The following is a 13,397-nucleotide window of genomic DNA, read 5'->3' on the forward strand; positions in this document are numbered from 1 at the left end:
GAATATGAACATAATATTAGGGATGATACCTGTAGCGACTGCAACGGTCATTTTATTGTCAGTATATGCAATTGCAGTTATATACCTTGTTTTCAAAGGTTTTAAGCAGACGCAAAATATGAATGACTATGCCGTTGGAAGCATTTCATTCTCACCTGCTTTTGTGGGATTATCTTTGGCTGCCTCCATGACTAGCGCTGCCACTTTCATTATCAATCCTGGATTAATTGGTACTTATGGAATCAGCGCATTTATTTCGTATGGTTTGGCATTGCCTATAGCCGCTGTTTTTTCTCTTATTTTATTAACCAAGGGATTTAGGAAGTTTGGAAGCAAAGTGGCTGCATTAACTATGGCTCAATGGATGGGAAATCGCTACAACAGCAAAGGCTTCGCGTTATTTTTTGCCTTTCTCTCTCTCCTACTCATTACATTCATAGTATTGATTTGTGTAGGAATAAGTCAAGTATTGTCAAAAGCTTTGGACGTAGATGCTGTTTGGGTACTGATTGGAGTTGTAGTTTTTATTTTTGGTTATATGATGTTTGGTGGAGCTAATTCTATGGTTTACACCAATGCCATTCAAGCCATTTCAATGCTAGTTGTAGCCATTATTTTAATAGGTTCGGGTTATGAATATTTGGAAGAGGGCGTAAATGGATTTATGGATAAATTAAATGCTATTAATCCTATACTTACCAAGCCTCTTAATCCGGAAAGCCCTATTTTCAGGGATTATTTTGAGATTATTTTTTGTCAGATGGTGGTGGGCATTGCCATCGTTTGCCAGCCTCACATTTTGACTAAGTCATTGCTGTTGAAAAAAGAAAGTGATGTTAATCGGTATTTAGTAGTTGGTTCAATAGTGCAAATTTTATTTTTCCTTGTGGTGATTGCAGGATTATATGCGAGAATAGAATTTCCTACTATGATGGCTGATGGCAGTCCAATTGCACCTGACGGACTGATTTCGACCTACGTAGTCAGTAAATTCCCTGTTTACATAAGTATCGTCATCATATTCGGACTAATATCAGCGGGGATGTCCACTTTGGAAAGTTTAATCCAGAGTTTAAGTACTACAATCACTTCTGATATTTTAATGAAAATTAGTCCGCAACACATAAGAAAGAGACTCTCACAACCGAAAACGGGCATGTTAGTGAATAAATTAGTCATCATTCTTTTGGCTGTGGTTTCCTTTATTTTTTCATATCAGCAATTGATTAATCCTAATATGAGCGTGGCCATATTTGCTCAAAATGGCGTTTACGCTTACTTCTCCTGCGCTTTCATACCCGTTCTATTTGGAATGTTTTTGCAAAGGACTAATCCAAAAGCTGTATATATTGCTGCTTTCACCGCCTTAGTGGTATATTTTAGCATCTATTACGGTGGGTTAACCTCTTATATGAAAGCAGAGGTCAAAAATCCAGCTATAGCTTCTGCTTTAGCAATTATAAGTTCAACCGCTATCGGACTAATTTTTTATAATGTACTACCTAAACAAGAAAAGTATGAAATGTGATTGGTTTGAAAAATGGAGTACTTACAGCCCAACAAAATTAGCTATAAAAAATATTGACACAGGCTCAGGCTATGATTATAAATCTCTGAATCATGCAGCAAATGCAATTTCCAAAATATTTGAAACGGACTATAATTTGACCAAGGGCGACCGATTATTGATTCTAGCAGATTTTGATGCCGAATATGTTGCATTGTTAGGTGTAGCTCAAAAAATGGGTGTTATCTTTGTCCCTATCAACTACAGACTGAGTGCCAGCGAGATATCTTTTCTGGTGCAAAATTCAGACCCAAGCCTAATAATTGTTGCAGATGAATACAGAAGCTTATTAAGTGAAATCTCAGCATTAGCACATGGAAATGTTATAGCTTTTGCTGAATATAAAAAGTGGCTAATAACTGCATCAAAGGAGCAAAAAGCTGAGTATAGCTCAAAACCCCTAGAGGAATCTCATCCTGCCTTTATCCTTTACACTTCAGGAACAACCGGACAACCAAAAGGGGCAATTTATACACATGGAATGATGTTATGGAATAGCATTAATACTGCTATCAGACTAAAAATTCATTCAGATGATATCTACTTGAATGTAATGCCGCCCTTTCATACTGGAGGCTGGAATGTTTTAACTGCTCCAATTTTGCATTTTGGCGGCACTTTAATTATGATGCCAAAATTTGATTCAGAGAAAGTGTTAAAATCATTAGAGGAGGAGAAAATCAGCATCAGTATGTTGGTACCGACCATGGTTAGAATGCTTAGCGAGAGTGATACTTTCAAAAAGACTGATTTCAGGCAATTACGCTATATGATAGTTGGTGGCGAAGCACTACCAATCCCCTTAATTGAGCAATGGAATGAACAAGGGGTACCAATTCGACAAGGCTATGGCTTAACAGAATGTGGGCCGAATATTACTTCTTTAGAAGCGGAAGACGCTATTCGAAAAAGAGGATCTATTGGATTTCCAAATTTCTATGTAGACACTAAATTGATGGATGAAAATGGAGTAGAAGCAGGGCCAACTGAAAAAGGTGAGCTGTGGATTAAAGGCCCTATTGTAACACCAGGTTATTGGAAAAACCAAAAAGAAACCGAAAAAGCTATTGTCGATGGCTGGTTTAAAACAGGAGATATTCTAAAAAAAGATGAAGATGGCTATTTGTACGTAGTAGACAGAATCAAAAACATGTACATCTCTGGAGGTGAAAATGTATATCCTGCAGAGGTTGAAAAATGCATGTTAAAACATCCTGAAATTAAAGAAGTATGCGTCATTGGTATTCCGCATGAAAAATGGGGAGAAGTTGGGAAAGCCTTTGTCGTTTTCAAGAATGGGAGAAAGGAAGTTTCAGATATAACAGCTTTTTGCATTAAGCATTTAGCTAAATATAAAGTTCCCAAGCATTTTGAAGTAATGGAAGAATTGCCAAAAAATGATACAGGCAAGATTAATCGGAAATTGTTGGAGTAAACTCATTTATACTGAGGAACAGATGTGATTTCAGTAGAGCTAAAAATTAATTTACCTCAAAAGATACAAAAGAACATAATAGATTTTATATAGATATAAAATTGAATAAGTCATATCACTATAATTCCCAAAACCCCAAGAATTCCTAACTGACACCTTACATAATTTATAAAATTTACTTTTACTGAGTAATTTGCTCATCTCAAAAATAACCTTAGTTATTTTCCTTAGTTTTCTTTTGTAACTTTTGTGGTGGGAACGGGCTGACTGTTGGTGAAGTATAATATATTTTTGATTTAATACATAAATTAACTTAATTTTCGTGGCCGTAAGATTCAGGTTTCATATTAGTCCACTACCCTTTTGAAAAAACAGAAACTTAAAAAATTCAATGAATACATTTTGGGTCTTTTACCCCATGAAACTACTTACCTATTAAATAAACAACAATTTGCAGACCCAGACAATCTCACCATCCTAAAGCAAACTCATGAGAAGGTTGCTGGCGTTACTCCACAACCTGATTTTTCCACTCATATTGATAAACGGAAATATTCCCGTATGATGCAGTGGATTAGCGAAAACCTGAATAATGCAGATGTAGACAAAGAATTTGACCAACTGATCGAGCTAGAGAAGAAATTAATGAATGATGCCATCAGTACTGAGGATGAGCAGATTCTGTTAACCATAATTAAGAATACGGATACCTCTCATTACTACTTCATGAAGCGCTTTGAGTTAGCAATGCATTTACTTAATTACCTATTGGTTCGAATGCGCCATAAAGAATATAATGAAGCAGTGAATTTTGTCAATCGTTATAAAAACAATTACGACCAATGTCGACTGGTGTACGGTCGAATTCAAGAAGCAACTTTCGATATTACGAATCAATACACTTTTAACGATAAAGAATCAAAGCAGTGGGAAAGTTGGCTTCTCACCATCTTCAGAGATCCCATGATGGATGGAATGAACCGCTATTACGCTTTGGTTCGGTTGATCTTTTTATACTACAACTACAATCAGCAAGAGAAAATGGAAAACCTGTTTGAGGAAGTAGAGCCTCTGCTGGAATCCGGAAATTTCTATAGCAAACGAATTTTGATCAACTATTATGGAAATCGGCTACTATTCCATAGCAAAGCTAATCAGCTGGATTTAGCAGAAAAATACGGTTATCTATCGATTCGAGTTGAAAACAGTGATTTTTTGCACTATGTAAATAATCTCAATACCGTTTTATTAAAAAAAGGAAAAACACAAGAAGCCTTAAGTTTAATGAAAACTGCTTTCCCACAAGCAAAAAAAAGTGCCAATTTCCACCACCGTGTCAGCTTTGTAGCTTCTTACGTTCGTTGTCTTACCGATTCAGATGAATTAAACAAAGCCATAACCCATGCAGAAATATTTCTTTCCGCTTACAAAAAAGAACTTCTGGAACATAGATGGCATTTTTTCTTTACTGTTTACTTTAGGGCCTTGTTCTTAAAAGGTCATTACAGAAAAATATTACAACACATAAACAAGTACAAACTTCTAGAAAGAGAAGCTAAGTATCTCCAAAAAATTACGTCCGTTGCGACATTAGAATGGTATTACAATTCTGCATCTTACAAAAGTGAAAAAATAGAACTTGATGCCTTAAAAGAATTCTCAAAAAGTTTCTTAAAGTCCTACAACAAAATCACTAACCGAAGCAAAGCAGTAAACGAATTGTTAAAAGACACCCAAAAAGTGATTCCCGAGATGTTCTAAAACACGAAAGTCGCACCCATTTAGAACTACTGAAACCAATCTATTTTATCTAAATTGATGCTTATTTACACTTCCCCCAGCAATAGTCAACCTCCATTTAATAATATTCTTCATTTGGTTTAAAATAAGCTTTCATAGATTAGCAAAAGCGATTTAAAGCAAAGTTAATTTTATACAAATGAAAAATGAAAGTACATTATTCTTACAACAAAAAGAATTTCACTCTAAGTGTTATTCTTCTAATAATCATAATCATGGGCTTGATCTCTAGCAATGCATATAGTCAAGCCCAATTTGAGGCCTTGGCATATCCTTACGAAATGAAAGTAGCAAAGCTTTCTGACAATAAGTCCATGGCATATGCTGACTTAGGGGAAGGCGAGCCTATCCTATTTATTCATGGTTTGGCCAGTTATGCCCCTGCTTGGAAATACAATATCAAAGATCTGTCTAAATCCTATAGGTGTATTGTGGTGGATTTGATAGGCTACGGAAAGTCGTCAAAGGGAAAATACACTGCCGACATGAGTTTTCATGCCGAACATCTATTTGAATTAATGGAAAAGCTTAATATCTCTACGTATCATGTAGCGGGTCATTCGATGGGCGGGCAAATCGCATTAAAAATGGCTATTGAGCAGCCTGAAAAGGTAAAGTCGCTAATGTTAATGGCTCCAGCTGGAATTGAAACCTTCACAGATCAGGAAAGGACTATTTTTAAGAACTCGACAACTGTAGAAAATATTGCTAATGTTTCAGATGAGCAATATCGAATTAATCTTTCATTGAATTTCTACGAAATGGATGAAAAGGCTGAATTTATGTATGAAGACAGGATGAAAATCAAATCCGATGAACAATTCATGGAGTACAGCTATGTGGTAGCTGAAGGCGTAATCGGTATGTTAAATGAACCTGTATTCGATCAATTGGGTAAAATTATTCAACCCACATTAATATGCTACGGAAAGGAAGACCGATTAATCCCAAATACCTACTTACATAAAAATTTAAATACTGAATTAATCGGAGAGATTGCTGCAAAGAAAATCCCTGATAGTCAATTGGAAATGATATCAAAAGCAGGTCATTTTGTTCATTTTGACCAAGCGGAACAAGTGAATCAGATCATGAAAAAATTTTTAGAAAACAATTAAACCACTAAATATACGACTACTATGAAAACTATAATTACAATTTTTATGAGTGTTTGTCTTTTTTGGGCAAATACTTCATTCGCACAACAAACCATTACTGGTAAAGTAATGGATGGAGACACAAACGATCCTTTACCAGGCGTGAACGTGATGATAGAAGGGACTCAAGAAGGTGTTTCAACTAAAACAGATGGTACCTTCGAATTAAAAACTTCAAAAACTGATTTTACATTAGTTTTTAGTTTTATAGGCTTTGAAACACTTAGGAAGTCAGTAAGCGGATCTTCAAATGTAGGAACAATTACAATGACACCTTCACTGGTCTATTTATCAGAACAAGTAGTGGTTTCTGGAACAAGAAAAGCAGAGAAAATCACAGAAACACCGGCAACCATACAGGTTATTGATTCAAGACAAATCAATGAATTACCTTCTTTCAATCCAGGAGAACTACTTGCAAGAGTAAAAGGAGTAGAATTTGTTAGATCGGGTGTGATTGGTACGGGTGTCAACATCAGAGGATTTAACAGTAACTTTAATGCAAAAAACCTCCAAGTAAACGATGGTAGATTTGCCACTTTAGTTGCGACCGGTTTACCATTCGGCCCTCTATCTACTAATATCAAAGAAGATGTTGACCGAGTTGAAGTTATTTTAGGACCAAATGCGGCTCTTTATGGACCTAATGCCCACAACGGATTAGTAAATACAATAATGAAAGACCCAAGAACCTCGGAGGGAACAACAGTTGCCTTAGGAGCTGGTAATCAAAACATGTTTACTGGTAGATTAAGACATGCGCAAAAGATCTCTGATAAGCTCGCATTCCGAGTTTCAGGAGAATATACTAGAGGTACCGAATTCGAATATGCTGATTCTGTCTATATCACAAGAATTGACAATGAAGGTAATCCTTACAGAAGAGGATATGAGGAATTGGAACTTGATAGAGATTTCGAATTTTTAAGAGGTAATGCTTCAATGGTGTATGAAGTAGCCGATAATGCAGAGTTAGTGGCCACTTGGGGAGGAAGTAGCAGTACCTATCTTGCTCCGACTAATGTAGGTAGAAACCAAATCAAAGATTGGAGAATCAATCATTATACTTTAAAATTCATCTCTGATAAATGGTTTGCACAAGCTTATTTAACTACAAGTAAAACTGATTCTACTCATTCACTAGATGATAGAACCAAAGCCTATTATGGAGCTATAGATGCTGGCGTTTCTGATGCAGAGGCTAGAGGACCTATGTCATATCAAACGGGAGCTTTGTTTATTGATGACTCAAGAAGATTCAATGCTGAAATTCAGCACAACAATAGCATAGGTGATTTGGATATTGTTGTAGGTTCTCAGTTTCAAAGAGACATGGCCAATAGCCATGGAACCTATTTATTGGACGAAGATGAAAATGATTTTATTACTATTAATCAAGTCGGTTTCTACACACAACTGGATTATAAACTTGGTAATGGTTTTAAGTTAACCGGAGCAGCCAGAGGCGATTATCATCAAATTTATGAATTCAATTTTGTTCCAAAAGCAGGGCTTGTAAAATCATTTGACTTTGGTGCAGTACGATTAACCTATAGCAAGGGAATAGCCGCTCCTACCATCTTGAACATGTATGGTGATTTGTTTAGCGGTTTAATTTTAGGAAATGCAGAAGGATTTACCTTAGCTGATGGGAGCATGATTGAACCTCAGAGAGTAGAACAAATACAAACCATTGAATTGGGATATAAGGGTAAGCCTGCAAAAAAATTATTTGTAGATGCTAATGCGTACTACAATATGTCCAAAGATTTCCTAAGCCCTGTGACAGTTGTTGGTGTTACTACCCAAAGAGGTGATACGCCAATAGAAGAAGTGCAGTCTGGTTATGGCGCTTATGGTGGATTGGTTGCTACTTACATTAATTTTGGAGAAGTAGATACATATGGTTTTGATCTCGGCATAAACTATGCCCTAACGAATACTTTAAGCTTGAATTTGAATTATTCATACTTCGACTATAGTGTTGATGAAAACAATATGGAAAATGATTTCAATAACGATGGCGTAGTGAATAAACTAGATGTATTGGTCAACTCCCCAAATAATAGAGCAGGTTTTGGACTAACGTATTCAGGTAGCAAATTTTTTGGTACTGTTTTCACCCGCTGGGTGGAAGAATTTGACTATTTCTCTAGTTTCCAGATCGCAGCTAAAACTCAGGATCTAACCTATAGAGGTACTCCTATTGTTGAAGATGCTAGAAGTACAGATTCTTGGAATTATGGGCCACTGGGAGGATTTGTGAATGTTGATGTAAGTTTAGGTTATAGAATAAATGATAAATTCACTGTTTCAGGTCAAGTTACCAATCTATTTGATTCAGAAATCAGAGAATTCACAGCCTCCCCTTTCATAGGCAGATTATTCAATTTTGAATTTAAAATGAACTTGCCTCCGATCGGAAGTAAGAAGTAATATTCAAAATCATTACAACCAACCTTCACTTAAAAGACTGCTAGTACTAGCAGTCTTTTTTTGTGCTGAAAAAAGCCCCTATATTGCTACAGCAGCTTCGGTCTTACTTCATTTAAAATATATCAATTCAGCTCTCCTCTTAGATCATACGCCTTTCGCATCTTATTTACCATCGCACTGCTTTCCTCAAAATATAGAGATTGTTGACCATCACTCATTGCTTTTTCCGGATCAGGATGTAATTCATATATTACGCCATCAGCCCCAGCCATGATTCCTGCTAAAGCTACCGGTTCAACATATTTTCTGATGCCTATTCCATGTGATGGATCAACCACTACTGGCAAATGCGATCGGTCCTTTAAGACAGGGATAGCATTGATATCTAAAGTATTTCTAGTCATATTTTCGAAAGTTCTTATACCTCTTTCACATAAAATTAAGTCTTCATTCCCTCCACTGAACACATACTCTGCTGAATACAACAGCTCCTCAATAGTACCACTCACTCCCCGTTTTATCATTACAGGTTTGTCAACTTTTCCCAAAGCATCAAGTAAATTGTAGTTTTGTGTATTTCTTGCTCCTACTTGGAATATGTCAATAAAATCATACATCTCTTCCACCTGAGAAACTTGCATCACTTCTGTAATGATCTTGATGCCAGCCGCTTTGGCTTTTTCATGCCACATACGCAAGCCTTCCATCCCCAGGCCACGGAAAGAGTAAGGGGAACTTCTAGGCTTGTACACTCCTCCACGCATGATTTTAACATTATTTTCTACCAAATGAGCGATAACAGCATCTACTTGCTCTTCATTCTCAATACTGCATGGACCCGCCATAATATTGAAATGATGTTGGGAGATAATATCTCCATCTCTAAGCTTGATTTCAGCAGGATTGACCTTCCATTTTTTAGAAACCAGCTGATAACTATCGGAAACCACATGCACATCCTTGACACCTTCAATATGTCCGATTTCACGGATGTCAATATCACCTTTTTCTAATGCAACCAGGTAAAATCCTTTTTGAGTTTGTACCTCACTCACCGATTTTGTGAATTTTCCCAAAGAAGCAATTAAGTCCTCTTTTTGAGTGTTGTTTATGTTTTTTTCTAATTGTAAAATCATATTTTTAGATATTTAGAACCTAGAGTCTAGATTCTGGAATCAAGACTTTTTGATCAACTCTATGTTTATTTTTTATATATTTCAAATAAGCTATTCTTAACTAACACGATTCAGTTTCTCCTAGCTGAATTATTCTAAGCACTGAACACCCCTATAATCCCCTCTAGGGGATAGCCTCCCGGAATCCCTCTACTGGTAAATGATAAATTGCATCTCTATTTTCTTTCCAACTAATTCAACTTTTTATGTCAGCATGACATGTTTTATCAAAATTGAAAGCAGTAAAAATCCGTGCGTCTCCCCCCTTGAGGGGGGGCGAGGGGGGTGTTGCAATCACCGTCTCTCTCTCATCTTAATAATGAAACTTTCAACACTAGCCTCCAAATCATCTTCATCCAAAGCCTTGATAAACGCACTGCCGATAATTCCTCCATCAGCATATTTATTTACCATACTTAAGGCTTTATTATCACTGATCCCAAAACCTACCATTCTTGGAGTTTTTAAATCCATTGCTTGAATTCGCGTCAAATAATCAAGTCTTTCCGGACTATCTCCCCAGCTGCCTCCTGTTGTACTGGAGCTGCTCACCATATAAATAAAGCCACCTTCTTGGGCATCTACTTCCCGTATTCTTTCTTCAGCAGTTTTTGGAGTAACCAAAAACACATTCTTTAAATTATACTTTTCAAATATAGGCTTAAACTGCAATTTGAATTCATGCATTGGCATATCGGGCAAAATCAAACCGTCCACTCCTACCTCAGCACACTTCCGGCAAAACTTTTCAGTGCCGAATTTCAATACATTATTACAATAGCCCATCAGGAAAACTGGTTTGTCTGTAATTTTACGCATTTCAGCCAATTGCTCGAAAAGTTTATTCAAATTCATCCCGTTTGACAAGGCTTTCATACTGCTCTGCTGAATTACAGGTCCATCAGCCAAGGGATCTGAGTACGGCATTCCTATCTCAATAATATCCACATCGGCTTTATCCAAGGCTTTTAAAATAGTAGAGGTGTCTTCCAAATTTGGATATCCTGCCGTAAAATAAATCGTCAGCTTTTCTTTGTCTTTTTGCTGAAATATATGTTCAATTCTGTTTTTCATGTTTCAAGAACCTAGAGTCTAGAACCAAGAACCAAGACTATAATTCTCAATTCTCAATTATTAATTGCTAATTAGTTTTCAGTAGTTTCCGAAATTAATGTAAGTCTGCAAGTCTTTATCACCGCGACCTGATAGATTAATCACCAAAATATCATCTTTCTTAAATTCAAATTGATCTAAAGCTGCTAAAGCATGTGCAGTTTCCACCGCTGGAATTATTCCTTCCAATTTACTTAATTCTACTCCCGCATCCATGGCTTCCTTATCAGTTACATATTTAAAAATTCCTCTTTTGCTAGCATATAAATGAGCATGCAATGGCCCAATACCTGGGTAATCTAAACCTGCTGAAATAGAGTAGGGTTCTGTTACTTGTCCATCTTCAGACTGCATCAATAAAGTTTTAAAACCATGCAAAACCCCTGAACTTCCTCTGGCAGTAGTCGCTGCAGTTTCTCCACTATCTAAACCATGTCCAGCAGCTTCAACGGCTACTAGTTTAACTTTTTCATTATTCAAGTAGTGATAAAATGCTCCAGCAGCATTGCTACCTCCACCTACGCAAGCTACTACGTAATCTGGTGCATTGGTTCCTTCTTGCTCTTGCAGTTGGGCCATCATTTCCTCACTAATAACAGACTGGAAACGAGTCACCATATCGGGAAAAGGATGAGGACCAACAACCGACCCTATAATGTAATGTGTATCATCAGGATTATTGATCCAGTATCGCATGGCTTCGTTAGTAGCATCTTTCAATGTTTTTGATCCTGAAGTAGCCGGAATCACCTCAGCACCTAATATTCTCATTCGCTCTACATTAGGCTTCTGTCTTACCATATCTTTTTCTCCCATAAAAACCTTGCATGGTAAATCCAATAAGGCGCAAGCTGTAGCGGTAGCCACTCCGTGCTGACCTGCGCCTGTTTCCGCAATAATCTTCTTTTTACCCAGCCTTTTGGCCAACAATGCCTGACCAATGGCATTATTGATCTTGTGTGCGCCTGTGTGGTTCAAATCTTCTCTTTTCAAATAGATCTTCGCTCCGTGCTTTTCTGAAAGTCTCTTTGCTAAATATAGTGGTGTTGGTCTTCCTACATAGTCTTTTAGCAAAGCCTTAAATTCTTCTTGAAATTCTGGATCAGCTGAAATTTTCAAGTAATTATTTTTTAATTCTTCGATATTCGGGTGTAGAAGCTCAGGAATATAAGCACCACCGAACTCTCCGTAATATCCGTTTTCATCTATTTTAATTTCCATAATCCTTAATTCCTAATTATTAATTACTAATTGAACTTTGTCCAAATCCTTTAATCCCGGTTCTAGCTCTAATTTACTGTTGAAATCCAATGCGTAGAGCTTTTTAGATTTAAAATCGTTAATCCTGTGCTTATCTTCTATTGCCAAGCCACCGCTTAGGAAAAAAGGCTTCTTTATCTTACTATTTTCTAATAGCTCCCAATTAAATTGAACTCCATTTCCACCTGGTAACTTTCCCTTAGTATCGAATAAGTAGTAGTCAGCATCAGAGTATTTATTTAAAACCTTAAAATCAAAATCATCATCAACTGAAAATACCTTGATAACCTCCAAGCCTTCCTCTTTCAATGCCTTTACAACTTTCGGTTCTTCATTTCCATGCAATTGCACAATGTCAAAAAAACCTTTATCTGCATAATCTAAAATCTTTTCAGCGCTTGCATTCACAAAAACACCTACCCTTTCCGTTTCGCCAAAGTTCAATTTGATAATTTCCTTCATTTCATTTTCCGAAACGTAACGCGCAGATTTCTCATAAAAGATAAAACCTAAATAATCAGGTCCAAACTCTATAAGTTGCCGAATATTATTTAGATCCCGCATTCCGCAAATCTTTATTTTCAAGTCTTGTTCTTTCATATTTTTACAAAGGTTTTGATTTCAATTTGAGCTGTCTATTTACCAATTTTGTCTGCCATCATATTTTTCACTTGCTGAGAAAAACGCTGGCAAGCTTTACCCGGTTCACTACTTTTCATAAAAGAGGTACCTATCAAAAAGCCATCAAATCCGGCTTTTTTCATTTTCACCACATCTTCAGGAGTCTTTAATCCGCTTTCAGCTATTTTCGGAACATCACTAGCTAGTTGATTTACAAGTGCCTCAGCTATTGTCAAATCGGTATTGAAGCTTTTCAAATCACGACTATTTATTCCTACCAAATCAGCATAGTTTCCATAGTGTGAATCCAACTCTTCTTGATTGTGAACTTCTAATAGCACTTCCATTCCCAGCTCGTGAGCCAAAGAAGCTAGGTCCTGACATAGTGATTTATCAATCATGGAGGCAATAAGCAATATGGCATCTGCTCCATGCGCCTTTGCTTCATAGACTTGATAAGGGTCTAGCATGAAATCTTTGCGAAGAATAGGGCAATAATTGTACTTTCTAGCCACTTCCAAATCTTTTAAACTCCCGCCAAAGGAAGGTTCATCTGTTAGTACAGACAAAGCACTCGCTCCACTTTGCATATAGCCAATAGAAACCTCCTCCACTGATATGTGGGCATTGATTTTCCCTTCAGAAGGAGATTTTCTTTTAATCTCTGCAATGATTCCTGTTTTAGTTTCATCCATTACATAGGATTTAAGGCTTACAGGTTTCGATTTGTAATAGAGCTTTTGCTTCAAGAATTCCACAGGAAATAGTTTTTGCCGCTCTATTACTTCTGCCTTTTTATATTCTGCTATTTGTTGTAGTATATTCATTTTCGT

At 36.7% G+C, this 13,397-nt stretch carries 10 protein-coding genes; 5 read left to right on the forward strand and 5 right to left on the reverse strand.

All coding sequences use genetic code 11. From position 1 onward, the window contains the following. The first annotated feature begins 4 nt into the window (after positions 1-4). From Q3Y49_RS00445 to Q3Y49_RS00465, 5 genes are all read left to right on the forward strand, one after another. Positions 5-1,528 (forward strand): sodium/pantothenate symporter, encoded by a 1,524-nt coding sequence (locus Q3Y49_RS00445; protein ID WP_303270243.1) that lies wholly within the window; start codon positions 5-7, stop codon positions 1,526-1,528. After that, entirely contained in the window at positions 1,518-3,002 is a 1,485-nt protein-coding gene (locus tag Q3Y49_RS00450) for an AMP-binding protein (RefSeq protein ID WP_303270244.1), read from the forward strand. Before Q3Y49_RS00445 ends, Q3Y49_RS00450 begins: the two co-directional genes overlap by 11 nt. A 363-nt stretch (positions 3,003-3,365) precedes the next feature. Beyond that, entirely contained in the window at positions 3,366-4,763 is a 1,398-nt protein-coding gene (locus Q3Y49_RS00455) for a hypothetical protein (protein WP_303270245.1), read from the forward strand. A 254-nt stretch (positions 4,764-5,017) separates the two neighbouring features. Next, entirely contained in the window at positions 5,018-5,920 is a 903-nt protein-coding gene (locus tag Q3Y49_RS00460; RefSeq protein WP_303270246.1) for an alpha/beta fold hydrolase, read from the forward strand. A 21-nt stretch (positions 5,921-5,941) separates the two neighbouring features. Beyond that, positions 5,942-8,395, forward strand: coding sequence for a TonB-dependent receptor (locus Q3Y49_RS00465; RefSeq protein ID WP_303270247.1), 2,454 nt, complete (start codon positions 5,942-5,944; stop codon positions 8,393-8,395). A 122-nt stretch (positions 8,396-8,517) separates the two neighbouring features. Here the strand turns inward: Q3Y49_RS00465 and aroF are convergent, their stop codons facing one another. From aroF to trpC, 5 genes are all read right to left on the reverse strand, one after another. Continuing rightward, positions 8,518-9,531: a 3-deoxy-7-phosphoheptulonate synthase gene (aroF, locus tag Q3Y49_RS00470; protein WP_303270248.1), complete on the reverse strand. Its 1,014-nt coding sequence runs from the start codon at positions 9,529-9,531 to the stop codon at positions 8,518-8,520. A gap of 333 nt (positions 9,532-9,864) precedes the next feature. Further along, positions 9,865-10,644 carry a tryptophan synthase subunit alpha gene (gene trpA / locus Q3Y49_RS00475; protein WP_303270249.1) on the reverse strand — a complete coding sequence of 260 codons (780 nt, stop codon included), beginning with the start codon at positions 10,642-10,644 and terminating at the stop codon, positions 9,865-9,867. 78 nt (positions 10,645-10,722) lie between these two features. After that, entirely contained in the window at positions 10,723-11,904 is a 1,182-nt protein-coding gene (trpB, locus tag Q3Y49_RS00480) for a tryptophan synthase subunit beta (protein ID WP_303270250.1), read from the reverse strand. Between the two features lie 12 nt (positions 11,905-11,916). Further along, entirely contained in the window at positions 11,917-12,543 is a 627-nt protein-coding gene (locus Q3Y49_RS00485; RefSeq protein ID WP_303270251.1) for a phosphoribosylanthranilate isomerase, read from the reverse strand. A 35-nt stretch (positions 12,544-12,578) separates the two neighbouring features. Then, positions 12,579-13,391, reverse strand: coding sequence for an indole-3-glycerol phosphate synthase TrpC (gene trpC / locus Q3Y49_RS00490; RefSeq protein ID WP_303270252.1), 813 nt, complete (start codon positions 13,389-13,391; stop codon positions 12,579-12,581). Positions 13,392-13,397: the final 6 nt, after the last annotated feature.

This window comes from Marivirga harenae, from assembly GCF_030534335.1.
GTDB lineage: Bacteria > Bacteroidota > Bacteroidia > Cytophagales > Cyclobacteriaceae > Marivirga > Marivirga harenae.